Origin of the sequence: Streptomyces sp. NPDC048516 (assembly GCF_043199875.1) — a bacterium.
In the GTDB taxonomy this organism is placed as follows: Bacteria; Actinomycetota; Actinomycetes; order Streptomycetales; family Streptomycetaceae; genus Streptomyces.
Window position 1 is genome coordinate 618752 of the sequence record NZ_JBICWS010000002.1, and the last position, 14018, is coordinate 632769.

The window sequence follows — 14018 nt, forward strand, 5'->3', positions numbered from 1 at the left end:
GGTCGGACGCCTGGCCGGAGGTCAGGCCTTCTTCGTCTCCCAGAAGATCTTGTCGATCTGGGCGATGTAGTCCAGGGCCTTCTGACCGGTGGCCGGGTCGTTGGAACCCTTGGCCGCACTGAGGGCCTTGAGGGTGTCGTTGACCAGCTGGTGCAGCTCCGGGTACTTCTCGAAGTGCGGGGGCTTGAAGTAGTCGCTCCACAGCACCGAGACGTGGTGCTTGGCCAGCTCGGCGCGCTGCTCCTTGATCAGGACGGCGCGAGTGCGGAAGTCCGCGTCCTCGTTGGCCTGGTACTTCTCCTGGACGGCCTTGACCGACTCGGCCTCGATGCGGGCCTGGGCCGGGTCGTACACGCCGCAGGGCAGGTCGCAGTGGGCGCTGACCTTCACCTTGGGGGCGAACAGGCGCGAAAGCATGTTCAGTCCTTCCTCGTGATCGTCTTCTCAGGTGCGAGATTACTCGGTGCGGGAAGGCTTTTCTTGGCCGGGCCGGGGGTCTTAGGGCAAAAGTCCGGTGCCGGGGTGGGGCTGATGGAGGATGGACCGGTGAGCGAAGCGAGATGGGGGTGCCCCCGGACGGAGTCTGGGGGAGGGACGGACCGGGGCCAGGCCGGGAGGTACGGGATGCCGGAGCGGGTGCACGAGCGTGGACCGGAGCAGGGCGGGGACGCGGACGCGGGGCGCGGGCGGGCCGGGCTCCTCCGTGCCTTCGGGCTGGCCGAGGTCTACAACCCGTCGATGGTGCCGACGCTGCGGCCCGGGGACCAGCTGGTGGTGCAGTACGGGGCGGTGGTGCGGCCCGGGGACGTCGTCGTGCTCCGGCACCCGTTCCGGCAGGATCTGCTGATCGTCAAGCGGGCCGTGCGGCGGCGGGACGGCGGTTGGTGGGTGCAGGGCGACAATCCGTTCGTCGAGAACGACAGCCGGGAATTCGGGGTCGTTCCCGACGAACTGGTCATCGCCCGTGCCTGGGTGCGGGTGCGGCCCCCGCGGGGGATTCAGCGCTCGGTCACCGGGGTGCTCTCCTGGGTGGTCTCGGCGGTCCGGCCGGTGAGGCCCGAGCGCTCGCTCTCCAGGCGCTTGCGGGCGCGGTAGGCGGCGACATTGGCGCGGGTGGCGCAGCGGTCTGAGCAGTAGCGCCGCGAGCGGTTGGTCGAGGTGTCCAGGTAGACGTTGCGGCAGGGCTGCGCCTCGCAGATGCCGAGCCGGTCCACGCCCAGGTCGGTGAGGTGGAAGGCCAGGCCCATGCAGGCGGTCGCGGTGTAGCCCGCGGTGGCGTTGGCCGCGTGGTCGGCGATGTGCATGTGCCAGTCAGGGCGTCCGTTGTCGTCACGGTACTCGTGGCCGGAGATCTGCGGGCTGACCGGGAACTCCATCATCAGGGCGTTGAGGAGGTCCACGGCGCGCACCTCGTCGCCGCCGGCCGCGGCCTCGAAGACGGCGCGCAGCCGCGCGCGGACCGTACGCAGCCGGGTCACGTCGCTCTCGGTCGCGCGCCGGGCGGCCTGCTGGGCGGGGCCGAAGAGGTCGCGTACGGCTTCGACCGTGGTGAGGCTGTCGGTGCCGCGCTCGGGCTGCTCGGTGTTGACCAGTCGCACGGCATAGTCCGAGTAATAGGCCAGTTCCACTTGTAGTCCTTACGGGCTGAGGCTAAGGTGCGGAGTGCTTGCGTGAGGTAATAGGTGTTATTGCTATGAGGGTATTACGTCTTGGAGGGGAAGCGATGACCGAGACCGTTGCCGGCGCCGATTGGCAGGCGTGGCAGAACAGTTGGGACCGCCAGCAGGAGTGGTACCTCCCCGACCGCGAGGAGCGGTTCCGGGTGATGCTGGACATGGTCGAGGCCCTGGTGGGTCCCGCGCCCCGGGTACTGGATCTCGCCTGCGGCACGGGAAGTATCTCCGACCGGCTGCTGAAGCGGTTCCCCGAGGCCGAGAGTGTGGGCGTCGATCTGGATCCCGCGCTGCTGGCCATCGCGGAAGGGTACTTCGCCGGCGAGCGCCGGGTCCGCTTCGTACGCGCCGATCTCAAGGACCCGGCCTGGACGGACCGGCTGCCGCACGACTCGTACGACGCGGTGCTCACCGCCACCGCGCTGCACTGGCTGCACACCGAGGACCTCCGGGCGCTGTACGGGCAGCTCGGCACCCTGGTGCGGGACGGCGGGGTCTTCATGAACGCCGACCACATGCCCGAGGAGGCCACCCCGCGGATCAACGCCGCCGAGCGGGCCTTCCGGCATGCGCGGATGGACGCGGCGAAGGCGGCCGGCGCCGTCGACTGGGCCGAGTGGTGGCAGCTGGCGGCCGCCGACCCGCACCTGGCAGGACCGACCGCCGAGCGCTTCGAGATCTACGGCGAGCACGCGGACGGCGACACCCCCTCGGCGGCATGGCACGCGGCCGTGCTGCGCGAATCGGGGTTCGCGGAGGCGCGAGGGGTATGGGCCTCGCCCACGGATGCGCTGGTGCTGGGACTGAAGTAGGGGGCATGGCGCACCGCTGCGCCGGCCGGTGACGGGGAAGGCCGGAGACGGCGCGCGGGCGGAGGCGAAGGGCGGAGGCGTCGCACGGGCGGAGGTGAAGGGCGGAGACGGCGGAAAGGGCCGCGGCGAGCCTTCTCCCCGGGGAGCAGATCTCGCCGCGGCCCATGGAGCCCGGCACGGGCCCCTACGGCTACAGCTCCTTTACAGCACCTTCGACAGGAACGACTTCGTCCGCTCGTGCTGCGGGTTGCCGAGCACTTCGCGCGGGTGGCCGGATTCGACCACCACCCCGTCGTCCATGAAGACCAGCGAGTCGCCGACCTCGCGGGCGAAGCCCATCTCATGGGTCACGACGATCATCGTCATACCGTCCGCCGCCAGGTCCTTCATGACGTCCAGGACGTCACCGACCAGCTCCGGGTCCAGGGCCGAGGTCGGCTCGTCGAAGAGCATCAGCTTGGGTTCCATCGCCAGCGCACGGGCGATGGCGACGCGCTGCTGCTGGCCGCCGGAGAGCTGTGAGGGGTAGTTCCCGGCCTTGTCGGACAGTCCGACGCGGTCCAGGAGCTTGACCGCCCGCTCCCGCGCCGCGGACTTCGACTCGCCCTTGACCTGGATCGGCGCCTCCATGATGTTCTCCACCGCGGTCATGTGCGGGAAGAGGTTGAAGCGCTGGAAGACCATGCCGATGTCGCGGCGGCGGGCGGCGACCTCGCGGTCGCGCAGCTCGTAGAGCTTGCCGTGGTGCTCGCGGTAGCCGACCAGTTCGCCGTCGACGGACAGCCGTCCTGCGTTGACCTTCTCCAGGTGGTTGATGCAGCGCAGGAACGTCGACTTGCCGGAGCCGGACGGGCCGATCAGGCAGAAGACCTCCCGGGGCGCGACCTCCAGGTCGATGCCCTTGAGGATGTGGGCCGCGCCGAAGGACTTGTGGACGCCCTCGGCCTTGACCATCGGGCCGCCGCTCGTACCGGCCGGCTTGCTCGTCGTGATCTTGCTGGTCATCCCATGCCTCCGGGGCGGTTGAAGCCGCCGGACAGCTGCGCCTTGGCGCGCTGGAGCGGAGTGAGCGGCAGTTGGCGGCTGGAGCCGCGGGCGTAGTAACGCTCGAGGTAGTACTGGCCGATGCTCAGCACCGTGGTGGCGATCAGGTACCAGGCGGCGGCGAGGATCAGCATCTCCACCACGACACCGGAGTCCCGTCCGACGTTCTGCGCGGCCTGCAGCAAATCGTAGTACTGGACGGCGATGACCAGGGAGGAGGTCTTGAGCATGTTGATGACCTCGTTGCCGGTCGGCGGCACGATCACCCGCATCGCCTGCGGCACGATGATCCGGCGCAGCGTCCTGGCGTGGCTCATGCCCAGCGCGTGCGCCGCCTCGGTCTGGCCCTCGTCGACGGCGTTGAGGCCGGCCCGGCAGATCTCCGCCATGTACGCCGCCTCGTTGAGCCCGAGGCCCAGCAGCGCGCACAGGAACGGGGTCATGAAGTCCGACCACTCGTCCTTGTAGAGCGGCATGATGTCGATGTACTGGAAGACGAGGCCCAGGTTGAACCAGAGGAACAGCTGGACGTAGACCGGCGTACCGCGGAAGAACCAGACGTAGAACCACGCGACCGTCGAGGTGACCGGGTTCTTGGACTGGCGCATCACGGCCAGGATCACGCCGCCCACGATGCCGATGATCATCGAGAGCACGGTGATCAGCAGGGTGTTGCGCAGGCCCTTGAGGATGTCCGCGTTGAACATGTACTGGGGGATGGCGTCCCAGTTGACGTTCCCGGCGGCGAAGGCCCGGCCGAGCAGGGCGATCAGTCCGAGGACGACGACCGCCGCCACCCAGCGGCCGTAGTGGCGGACCGGAATGGCCTTGATCGGCTCGGGCTGGGGCGGCGGAGCGTCCGCCGGCGGCTGGGCCGACTTGTCGACGTCAACTGACACGGGTGTTGCCTTTCAGCGTTCGGCGGGAGGGGCGCGGAGCGGAGGGGTGGGCGTTCGACGGCTCAGGAGCCGCCATTGAGCTGCACCTTCTTGACCGCGGCATCCTTGACGTCCCACTTGTCCAGGACCTTGGCGTACGAGCCGTTCTTGATCGCGAGTTCCAGCGCGGCCCGGAGCGTGTCACGCAGCTGCTCCTTGCCCTTGGGGACCGCAATGCCGTACGGGGCCGCCTTGAGCGGCGCGCCGCCGACCATCTGGAAATCCTTGCCGTGACCGGAGACCTTCACCGCATACGCCGCGACCGGGTAGTCGCTGGAGACGGCGTCGACACCGGCGGTGCGCAGCCGGGTCTGGGCCTCGGAGTCGTTGTCGAAGGCCTCGATCGAGATCGGCTGCTCGCCGTTCTTCTCACAGGCCTTCGACTTGTCCTTGGCCAGGTCGTGCGAGACCGTGCCGCGCTGCACCGCGAGCTTCTTGCCGCACAGCGTCTCCCAGCCGTCGATGCCCTTGGTCTTGCCCTTCTGGGTGTAGAGCGACACACCGACGTTGAGGTAGTCGATGAAGTCGACACCCTGGCCGATCTTCTTGCCGGTGTTGCTGTCGATGCCCTCCTGGCGTTCCTTGGTGTCCGTCATCGCCGACATCGCGATGTCGTAGCGCTTGGACTTCAGGCCGCCCATGAGGGTGTCGAAGGTGGCGTTGTTGAAGTTGAGCTTGATGCCCAGCTCCTTGCTCATCGCCTCCGCGAGATCCGGGTCGATGCCCTCGATCATGCCGTTGGAACGGAACTCCACCGGCTTGTACGTGATGTCCGAGCCGACCTGGAGCATGGCCTTTTCCTGGACGTCCTTGGGCAGCTTCTTGAACAGCGGCGCATTGACGTCGCGGTTCTTCTTCGCCTCGCGCTTGGCGATGGCCGCGTCCGTCTGGTCGCCGCAGGCGCTGAGCAGCAGCAGCGAGGCGGCGACCGCGGCCGCCGCGGCCACGGCCGTGCGAGACCTGCCGGCGGCCGTGCGACGGGTGGTGCTTGCGGTCATGCTGAGCCTCCTGCGAATGGAGAAGCCGATGGAGAAGCCGACGTGACAAAGGGGCCGGGGGCACACCGTCGAGCGTCGCGACCTCGGTTGGTGACGGAATCCTGCCATCCGGGCTCCGGTATTCGGACTGTCGTTATGGTCAAAATCGGATAACGGACGGAGAAGGCGAGGTGACGCCCTTGTGGCACAAGGGGAGCCTCCGCCTCCGCCGAGGCCGGCGCTTCCCGCCCCGTTCCCGGCGTCTCGGGATCCGGACCGGAGGGGATGGCTCTTCTGCGTTTTTTGTGCATTTCGCGGTTATTGTCGGAACTCTGAACTCGAGGGTAAGGAATCTGACTCGTCGGGGCCCGCGCCCGTCGGGTAGAAAGGTTCGTTACACCCCTCATCCGGGGCTCAGGGCGCGTGTGCGGCGCGCCCGGCGTCCGAAACCTCCCCGCGCGCGGCGGTCATCCGCCGTGCAGGGCGCGGACGCGGTGCCCGCCCACCCCTCAACCAGGGGGTGGCCACCCTCAACAGAATTTCGATTAAAGGGGTAAGACAAGTGGCAGCGGAGATCGTCAATCCTCGCAGCGACAGCAATACCGGCGCGGGCGCGGGCAGTGCGCCCGACGATGCTTTCGACCCGGCCTTCGCGCTGCATCGCGGCGGCAAGATGGCCATCCAGGCGACCGTGCCGGTCCGCGACAAGGACGACCTGTCCCTCGCGTACACGCCGGGTGTCGCCAAGGTGTGCAGCGCCATCGCCGAGCAGCCCGAGCTCGTCTACGACTACACCTGGAAGTCCCAGGTCGTCGCCGTGGTCACGGACGGCACCGCGGTGCTGGGCCTCGGCGACATCGGCCCGGAGGCCTCGCTCCCGGTGATGGAGGGCAAGGCCATCCTCTTCAAGCAGTTCGGCGGCGTCGACGCGGTGCCGATCGCGCTCGGTACCACCGACACCGACGAGATCATCGAGACCGTCGTCCGTATGGCCCCGTCCTTCGGTGGCGTCAATCTGGAGGACATCTCGGCGCCGCGGTGCTTCGAGATCGAGCGCCGGCTCCAGGAGCGCCTGGACATTCCGGTCTTCCACGACGACCAGCACGGCACGGCCGTGGTCACGCTGGCCGCGCTGCGCAACGCCGCCAAGCTCACCGACCGCTCGCTCGGCCAGCTGCGGGCGGTCATCTCGGGCGCCGGCGCGGCAGGCGTCGCCATCGCCAAGATCCTCATCGAGGCGGGCATCGGCGACGTCGCGGTCTGCGACCGCAAGGGCGTGGTCTCCACCGACCGCGGCGACCTCACGGACGTCAAGCGCGATGTGGCCGGCTTCACCAACAAGGGCCGGCTGACCGGGTCGCTGGAGGACGCGCTGGACGGCGCCGATGTCTTCATCGGGGTCTCCGGCGGCACGGTGCCGGAAGAGGCGGTGGCCAAGATGGCGAAGGACTCGCTGATCTTCGCGATGGCCAACCCCACCCCGGAGATCCACCCGGAGGTCGCGCACAAGTACGCGGCCGTGGTGGCCACCGGGCGCAGCGACTACCCGAACCAGATCAACAACGTGCTGGCCTTCCCGGGCATCTTCGCCGGTGCCATGCAGGTGCGGGCCACCCGGATCACGGAAGGCATGAAGCTCGCCGCCGCCGAGGCGCTGGCCGCCGTCGTCGCCGATGAGCTCAGCGCCGACCGGGTCATCCCCTCGCCGTTCGACGAGCGGGTCGCACCGGCCGTCACCGCCGCCGTCGCGGCCGCCGCCCGCGCCGAGGGCGTGGCCCGTCGCTGACCGCGCCGCCACCGGAGTAACCGGAGTCGTCCGCCAACGGGCCGGGCCCGCACCTCACCCAGGTGCGGGCCCGGCCCGTTGTGGTGGCGCGGTACGGGCGGCGCGGCGCGGATGACACGGCGCGGCACGGCGGCGCGGTGCGTGTCACACCCCTGCGCGGTACCGCAGCGCCCGGCCGCGGCCTACGTTGGGATCATGTTTGCTGCCTATGCCGCCCGCATCGACCGTGACCAGCCGCTGAACGGCCTCGAATTGGGGGAGCGCCCGGCCCCTGACGTACGCCCCGGCTGGACGACCGTCAACGTCAAGGCCGCCTCCCTCAACCACCACGACCTGTGGTCGCTGCGCGGAGTGGGGATCACCGAGGACAGCCTGCCGATGATCCTCGGCTGTGACGCCGCCGGAGTGGACGCGGACGGCAACGAGGTCGTCCTGCACTCCGTCATCGGGCAGACAGGTCACGGAGTCGGCGCCGAGGAGAAGCCCTCCATCCTCACCGAGCGCTACCAGGGCACCTTCGCCGAGCAGGTCACCGTCCCCTCCTGGAACGTGCTGCCCAAGCCGAAGGAGCTGTCCTTCGAGGAGGCGGCCTGTCTGCCGACCGCCTGGCTGACCGCGTACCGGATGCTGTTCACCAACGCGGGCGTACGGCCCGGGGACAGCGTCCTGGTGCAGGGCGCCGGCGGTGGCGTGGCGACCGCCGCCATCGTGCTGGGCGCCGCCGCGGGGCTGCGGGTCTTCGCCACCAGCCGGGACGAGGGCAAGCGCAAGCGCGCGCTGGAACTGGGCGCCGAGGCGGTGTTCGCGACCGGCGAGCGCCTGCCGCAGCGGGTGGACGCGGTGATCGAGACGGTCGGCGCCGCCACCTGGTCGCACTCCGTCAAGTCGCTGCGCCCCGGCGGCAGTCTGGTCATTTCGGGCGCCACCAGCGGTTTCACCCCCAAGAGCGGGGAGCTCAACCGGATCTTCTTCCTGGAGCTGAAGATCGTCGGTTCCACGATGGGCAGCAAGGAGGAGCTGGCATCGCTGCTCAGCTTCTGTGCGGCCAAGGGCATCCGGCCGGTCATCGATTCCACGCTGCCGCTGGACCGGGCGCGGGAGGGCTTCACGAAGATGGCGGAGGGCGAGCTGTTCGGCAAGATCGTGCTGACGGTGTGACGCCCGGCGTGCGGTCCCTTCGGTGGCCGACGTGATGTCGGCGTCCCTTCGGTGCGTGGCGTGAGGTTCCTTCGGCGAGGAGGCCGGGAAGAGTGCGGATCCTGCGGGCGGAGGGGCGCGCCGCCGCGCCGTGGAGCAACGGCGGCGGGGTGACCCGGGAGGTCGCCGTCCAGCCGCCGGGCTCCGGCTGGGACACCTTCGCCTGGCGCGTCAGCCTGGCGGACGTCACCCGGGACGGGCCGTACTCGCCGCTGCCCGGCGTCCGGCGGATCCTCACCGTCGTCGACGGCGCCGGGCTGGAGCTGACGGTGGACGGCACCGCGCAGCTCCTCCCCGAGCGCTACCGCCCGTTCGCCTTCCCCGGCGCTGCCGCCACCGGCTCCCGGCTGCTGGACGGCCGCCCCGTCGTCAACCTCAACGTGATGCTCCGGGAGGGGCGGGCGGCGGCGACGGTGGAGATGGTGCGGGGGAGAGGGAGGGGGAGGGGGAGCCGGGTGGTGTGGCCGGCCGGTGACGGCGCTGCCGGTCGTGAGCGTGTCCGTGACCCCGACGAGGTCATGGTGGTGGCGGTCGAGGGGCGCACCTGGCTCGGGGCGTCCGGCGCATCACTCGGGGCTCCAGGCGCCTCACTCGGGGCACCCGGCGCCCATGAGGCGCAGCTGGAGCGGTTCGACGCGGCGCTGCTGACGGCGCCGGACGCGGCGGCCACGGTGTTGTGGACGGAGGGCACCGCGGCGGTGATCGCTCTGTCCGTGACCGCGGCCGCCCCTGCCCGGCCTTAGGGTTTCCGCCCGGCGCCAGGCCTTTCCGTTTTTCCGTGTGTGTCAATGATGGTTGACGCGCCCGCTGCTGTCAACGTAAATTGACATCTATGACCGATGCAACGGATCTTGCCGAGCGGGCCGGTGACCGGGACCCCCGGGTCGGGCTCCGCGCCGTGGCCGCGCTCCGCCGGCTGCTGGAACAGCTCGAAGCCGTGCAGGTGCGCAGCGCCCGCGCGAAGGGCTGGTCGTGGCAGGAGATCGCGGCGGAGCTGGGTGTCAGCAGGCAGGCAGTGCACAAGAAGCACGGGAGGCGCTGATGTTCGAAAAGTTCACGGCCGACGCACGCGCGGTGGTGCGCGGCGCCGCGGAGCAGGCGGACCGTACGGGCAGCGACAGGGTCGGCGAACCGGAGCTGCTGCTCGCGCTGCTGGAGCGTACGGACTCGCCGGCCGCCCGGTTGCTCGCGGCGCTCGGTGTCCATGCGCGGCGGGAGTCGGTGGCGGACGCCCTCGCGGCGGTGCGCCGGCGCGGCGGGGTGTCCACGGCTGACGCGGCGGCGCTGGCCGGGCTCGGGATCGATATCGACGAGGTCGTGACGCGGGTGGAACAGGCGCACGGGGTGGGCGCGCTGGCCGCCGGCGGGCCGGCCGGGCGCCGCGGGCGGACGCGCCGGCGGTTCACGGCGGAGGCGAAGTCCGTACTGGAGCGTGCCCTGCGGATCGCGGCCGGACGCGGCGAGCGGTACCTCGGTGACGAGCATCTGCTGATGGCGCTGGCAGCCAGGCCAGGACCGGCCGCGGCGGTGCTCGCCGATCACGGGGTGACCTACGGCGATGTGCTGCGGGTGCTGGGTGAGGAGCGGGGCCGGCGGGCGAGTTGAGGCAGGACCGGGGGCGGGCCCGTGGGTGAGCCACGGGCAGTCCCCACGGGCAGTCCCCACGGGCAGTCCCCACGGGCAGTCCCCACGGGCAGTCCCCACGGGCAGTCCCCACGGGCAGTGCGCGCCCTACGGATAGCCGACCTTCACCGTCCCGATGCCCAGTGTGCTGTGCCGGGGCAGGTAGCCGGCCTCGAACACCGCGCTCAGGACGGGGTGGAGCAGTTGCGCCAGCCGTTCGGCACGCGCATGGCCCAGTGCCCGCCACGGGCCGGCCGCCAGCCGGTCCGTGGTCCGTTCGATCGCCTCGCGTTCCTTGCGTGCGCGCTCGGTCGCGGTGCCGTCCGGCGCGATCCAGCCGCGGGCGGCGAGGCGGTGCCGGGCGTCGCTCCACTCCTGCGCGCTCCAGCCGCGCCCCACGAAGTCGGCGGCCGGCGCGGCACCGATCGCGGCGAAGGACACCAGGGCCTCACAGGGGTCGAGTCCGCAGGTCAGCAGGGCCGCCAGATGGCCGTCGCCGCGATGTTCGCGCAGTATCGTCGCGGCCTGCCAGAGCACCAGCTGCGGTGCGTCCGGCCACGGCAGATCGCGGTTGGCGGCGGCCAGCGGGCGGGCGGCACAGCCGGCGTTCTCGGCGGCCTGGCGGGCGAGCCGGGCCGCCTCGGCGAGTTGCGCGGTGCTCAGCCGGCCGTCGATCAGGGATGTCAGCGCACGGTCCATGGCCAGCAGTCGCGCGTCCAGCACCTTGGCCGGGTCCGCGACGGTCCAGATCCGCGGGAGGTGCCGGGCGATCATCCGCGGGCTGAAGGTGTAGTACGTCGAGGCCACCAGTTCAGGCCCGGCGGCGCCCAGCGGAGCCGTGCGCCAGGCGAAGTAGCCGGGCCAGCGGGAGGACACGTCATGGCCGAGGTCGGCGGCGACCTGGCGGGCCTCGGGGGCGAAGTACAGCGTGGCGTGCAGTGGCTCCAGCAGGTGCCACATCCGGCGGGCGACCGAAAGGTATTCCGACATCGCTTTACCTCATGGCCTTCACGATGCGTGCGCAGACAGGAAGTGGGGCCGTGGTCGGGAACACGGCCACCGGTCCGCGGAATCGGGCGGCTGGGGCTCCCTGGAGCCCGGCGCCGGACGGAAAGCCGTGCGAAGTAGTGAGTTCCCCGATTACGCGGCGTGAATCCAGAGCGCAGTTGGCAACTGTGCGTAGCCGAGGCCCGGCGGGGATCCGCTTCCGGCCGCCGTGGCCCTCGCGGCGGGGCGACGGCCGGATGTGCCCCCGGTGCGCCGGATATTCGATCGAGTCCGGGCGGCGCCCGTGCGTAGGGTGACCCGGCCGACGGCCCACGGGGGGTCGATGCGCCTGGGGAGAGGAAGCACCGGATGACGTACCGAGGATGGGCCGACGAGGGGTACGGGGCCTTCGCGGACGAATTCGCCCGGAACTTCGCCGAGCGCGGGGAACTCGGCGCCGCCGCGGCCGTGTTCGTGGGCGGGCGCAAGGTCGTGGACCTGTGGGGCGGCATCGCCGATGACCGGACCGGGCGGGAGTGGCAGGAGGACACCGTCCTTCCCGTCATGTCCATCGCCAAGGCCGTCGTCAGCATCCTGGCCCATCTGCTGGCGCAGGACGGGCAGTTGGATCTCGATGCCCCGGTGGCCGCCTACTGGCCGGAGTTCGCCCGCCACGGCAAGGAGGGGATCACCACCCGGATGGTGCTCGCCCACACCGCCGGAATCCCGCTCGCCGAGCGGCAGTTGACGTTCGAGGAGCTGACCGCCTGGACACCCGTGATCCGCGCCCTGGAGGAACAGAAGCCGCTCTGGGAGCCCGGTACCGCCTTCGAGTACCACGCCCATGCCTTCGGCTTCATCGTCGGGGAGGTGATCCGGCGCCTCACCGGCCGCACGCCCGGCGGCTTCTTCCGGGCGGTCATCGGTGACCCCCTGGGCCTGCGTACCTGGATCGGTATGCCGCGGGAGGAGGTGCCGGGGATGGCCCGTCTCGTCGAGGCGGACGGGCGGCCCCCGCTGCCGAGTGCCGATCTGCTGCCCATGCGGGCCCTGACGATGAACGGCGTCCTGTCCTTCCCCGGACTCGACGATCCGCACGGCTACAACTCGCCCGCCCTGCTGACCGCCGAATTCCCCGGAGCGGGCGCGGTGTCGTCGGCGCGCGGCCTGGCGACCCTGTATGCGGCGGTCGCCACCGGCGTGGACGGCGGGCCGCGGCTGCTGTCCGAGCGAACGGTCACCGACGCGGTCACCCAGCTGTCGGGCGGGCCTTCGTTCTCCGGCTTCCCGGACCTCGGCGCACGCTGGGGGACCGGCGTCCTCCTCGACTCGGCGTTCCGTCGGCTGCTCGGTCCGCGCTCCTTCGCCCACAGCGGGGCGGGCGGCCAGTTCGCCTTCGGGGACGACGAGTTCGGGGTCGGGTTCGCGTACACCGCCAACCGGATGGGCAGCCCTGGTGACCAGCGGGCCGAGCGGCTCATCGGGGCGCTGCGGGAGTGTGTCGGGGCCCGGAGGCCGTGAGCGGGGGGCAGGGGCGAGGGGCGGCGAGGGGCGAGAGGCGAGGGCGAGTCAAGGGGCGTGAAGCCGCTGGGTGAACGGTCATGGGGCTGAGTGAGTGGCCGTGGCCGTGGGTGGGGCGGGGGCGCAGCCGATGCGCGCCCGCCCCGGCCGCTCGGTGCCCCCACCCGCTCGGTGCCCCACCCGCTCGGTGTCCCGGCCGCTCGGTGCCCCCGGCCCTCGGTCGCCCCGGCGGTGAAGGACCGGTTCTGCCGTCCCGGTCCGTGCGGGGCCCGTCTCAGTCGTCCCGGTCCGTGAAGGAGCCGTACTGCTCCGGGTGACGCAGCAGCGCGCCGATGTGGGCGGCGGCCGTCGACAGCCGGCGGCGGGACTCCTTCAGCTGTTCGGCCGTGACGCCGTGATCGCGCGCCGCGTCCCGCAGCTCGTCGCGGAAGCGGTCCAGCAGCCGGTCGAAGTCGCGGGCGGGGTGGTCTCCGGCCGGTTCCTGCGCCCACTGAGGGCCCGGCGGAGCCCCGGCCGCCGGGCCCTCAGTGGGCTCCTCCTCGGTCAGGTCCACGCGCTCGACCGTCACCCGGGCCCCGCTCTGCGCGCCGCCCCGCCCGGCTCCGTGCGGCTCGTCGCCCCGGCCGGTTTCGCGCGGCTCCTCGCCCCGGCCCGCGCCCGACTGGCCGCCGGTGAAGCGCCCGACCTCGCGGGAGACCTCGGACAGCGCCTCGCGCACCGCCCCCGACCAGTCGCCGGACCGCACCGCCCCCTGGGTCTGCTCCTGTACGCGCTTGATGACCCGCTGGACCTCCTCGCGCGCGAACACCTGGGCGTCCCTGGCCTGCTTACGGGCCCGCTGGGCGTCCTGCCTGGCGCGCCGGCTCTCCTCCTTGGCCCGCCGGGCCTGCTCCTTCCACTCCTCCTTGGCGCGCCGGAACTCGTCCTTCGCCTGCCGCCAGGACTCCTTGTCGCCGAAGGCGGCGTCGAAGTAGTCGGCGGCCTCAGGGAAGGGCCGGCCGGCGGTGTCCTGCGCGGCGTCCGCCGGCCCGCCGCCGTTCCGTCCGGCCTTCCCTGACCCTCCCGCGTCCTTGCGGGCCTGCTGGGCGGCCTCCCGGATCTCGCGGCGCAGCTCCCGTGCCGAACCGCTCACGTCCTCCCGGATGTCGGACGCCAGGGCGGCGACCGACTCCCGGATCTCCAGTTCGAGATCCGCCAACTCGCCCCCGCGGTCGGCGAGTTCGGACCGTCCGGCATCGGTGATCGAGTAGACCTTGCGGCCGCCCTCGGTCGCATGCGTCACCAGGCCCTCGGCCTCCAGCTTGGCCAGCCGGGGGTAGACCGTGCCGGCGGAGGGGGCGTAGAGGCCCTGGAAGCGCTCCTCCAGGAGGCGGATGATCTCGTAGCCGTGCCGCGGCGCCTCGTCGAGCAGCTTGAGGAGGTAGAGGCGCAGGCGGCCATGGGCGAAGACGGGGGGCATG

General features: G+C 71.4%; 15 protein-coding genes. 8 read left to right on the top strand and 7 right to left on the bottom strand.

Annotated features, from left to right (window positions below; all coding sequences use genetic code 11):
• Window positions 1-21 precede the first annotated feature (21 nt).
• On the bottom strand, window positions 22-417 hold the full coding sequence (gene sodN, locus ACGFR7_RS06625; RefSeq protein ID WP_030085982.1) for a superoxide dismutase, Ni: 396 nt from the start codon (window positions 415-417) through the stop codon (window positions 22-24).
• 207 nt (window positions 418-624) lie between these two features.
• Here sodN and sodX point away from each other — a divergent pair, with 207 nt between their 5' ends.
• Window positions 625-1095 (top strand): nickel-type superoxide dismutase maturation protease, encoded by a 471-nt coding sequence (gene sodX, locus ACGFR7_RS06630; protein ID WP_393313836.1) that lies wholly within the window; start codon window positions 625-627, stop codon window positions 1093-1095.
• Here sodX and ACGFR7_RS06635 read toward each other — a convergent pair.
• The gene (locus tag ACGFR7_RS06635) at window positions 999-1628 is read right to left on the bottom strand and encodes a CGNR zinc finger domain-containing protein (protein WP_393313838.1); all 630 of its coding nucleotides are present in this window, start codon (window positions 1626-1628) and stop codon (window positions 999-1001) included. The two genes, sodX and ACGFR7_RS06635, sit on opposite strands and share 97 nt — an antisense overlap.
• A 95-nt stretch (window positions 1629-1723) precedes the next feature.
• Between ACGFR7_RS06635 and ACGFR7_RS06640 the strand changes: the two genes are divergently transcribed.
• Window positions 1724-2485 (top strand): class I SAM-dependent methyltransferase, encoded by a 762-nt coding sequence (locus tag ACGFR7_RS06640; protein ID WP_393313841.1) that lies wholly within the window; start codon window positions 1724-1726, stop codon window positions 2483-2485.
• A 201-nt stretch (window positions 2486-2686) separates the two neighbouring features.
• On the opposite strand, the gene ACGFR7_RS06645 is transcribed toward ACGFR7_RS06640, so the two are convergent.
• From ACGFR7_RS06645 to ACGFR7_RS06655, 3 genes are all read right to left on the bottom strand, one after another.
• On the bottom strand, window positions 2687-3439 hold the full coding sequence (locus ACGFR7_RS06645; protein WP_393314244.1) for an amino acid ABC transporter ATP-binding protein: 753 nt from the start codon (window positions 3437-3439) through the stop codon (window positions 2687-2689).
• Between the two features lie 47 nt (window positions 3440-3486).
• Window positions 3487-4428, bottom strand: coding sequence for an amino acid ABC transporter permease (locus tag ACGFR7_RS06650; RefSeq protein WP_393313844.1), 942 nt, complete (start codon window positions 4426-4428; stop codon window positions 3487-3489).
• Window positions 4429-4490: 62 nt separating this feature from the next.
• A complete protein-coding gene (locus tag ACGFR7_RS06655; RefSeq protein WP_393313847.1) occupies window positions 4491-5465 on the bottom strand; it encodes an ABC transporter substrate-binding protein in 975 nt (324 codons plus the stop codon).
• A 541-nt stretch (window positions 5466-6006) separates the two neighbouring features.
• On the opposite strand from ACGFR7_RS06655, the gene ACGFR7_RS06660 reads away from it, so the two are divergent.
• The 5 genes from ACGFR7_RS06660 (at window position 6007) to ACGFR7_RS06680 (ending at window position 10032) form a co-directional block, all read left to right on the top strand.
• Window positions 6007-7230, top strand: coding sequence for an NADP-dependent malic enzyme (locus ACGFR7_RS06660; protein ID WP_393313850.1), 1224 nt, complete (start codon window positions 6007-6009; stop codon window positions 7228-7230).
• 195 nt (window positions 7231-7425) lie between these two features.
• Window positions 7426-8388: a zinc-binding dehydrogenase gene (locus tag ACGFR7_RS06665; RefSeq protein ID WP_393313853.1), complete on the top strand. Its 963-nt coding sequence runs from the start codon at window positions 7426-7428 to the stop codon at window positions 8386-8388.
• A gap of 92 nt (window positions 8389-8480) precedes the next feature.
• Window positions 8481-9170, top strand: a complete 690-nt coding sequence (locus ACGFR7_RS06670) for a HutD family protein (protein ID WP_393313855.1) — start codon at window positions 8481-8483, stop codon at window positions 9168-9170.
• An 89-nt stretch (window positions 9171-9259) separates the two neighbouring features.
• Window positions 9260-9469 (top strand): helix-turn-helix domain-containing protein, encoded by a 210-nt coding sequence (locus ACGFR7_RS06675; RefSeq protein WP_093491771.1) that lies wholly within the window; start codon window positions 9260-9262, stop codon window positions 9467-9469.
• The gene (locus ACGFR7_RS06680; protein ID WP_393313858.1) at window positions 9469-10032 is read left to right on the top strand and encodes a Clp protease N-terminal domain-containing protein; all 564 of its coding nucleotides are present in this window, start codon (window positions 9469-9471) and stop codon (window positions 10030-10032) included. The genes ACGFR7_RS06675 and ACGFR7_RS06680 overlap by 1 nt, the downstream gene beginning before the upstream one ends.
• Before the next feature lie 126 nt (window positions 10033-10158).
• Here ACGFR7_RS06680 and ACGFR7_RS06685 read toward each other — a convergent pair whose 3' ends face one another.
• A complete protein-coding gene (locus ACGFR7_RS06685; protein ID WP_393313861.1) occupies window positions 10159-11040 on the bottom strand; it encodes a hypothetical protein in 882 nt (293 codons plus the stop codon).
• 366 nt (window positions 11041-11406) lie between these two features.
• Here ACGFR7_RS06685 and ACGFR7_RS06690 point away from each other — a divergent pair, with 366 nt between their 5' ends.
• Window positions 11407-12558 (top strand): serine hydrolase domain-containing protein, encoded by a 1152-nt coding sequence (locus tag ACGFR7_RS06690; protein WP_393313863.1) that lies wholly within the window; start codon window positions 11407-11409, stop codon window positions 12556-12558.
• A 274-nt stretch (window positions 12559-12832) separates the two neighbouring features.
• On the opposite strand, the gene ACGFR7_RS06695 is transcribed toward ACGFR7_RS06690, so the two are convergent.
• Window positions 12833-14017 carry a helix-turn-helix transcriptional regulator gene (locus ACGFR7_RS06695; RefSeq protein ID WP_393313866.1) on the bottom strand — a complete coding sequence of 395 codons (1185 nt, stop codon included), beginning with the start codon at window positions 14015-14017 and terminating at the stop codon, window positions 12833-12835.
• Window position 14018 lies beyond the last annotated feature (1 nt).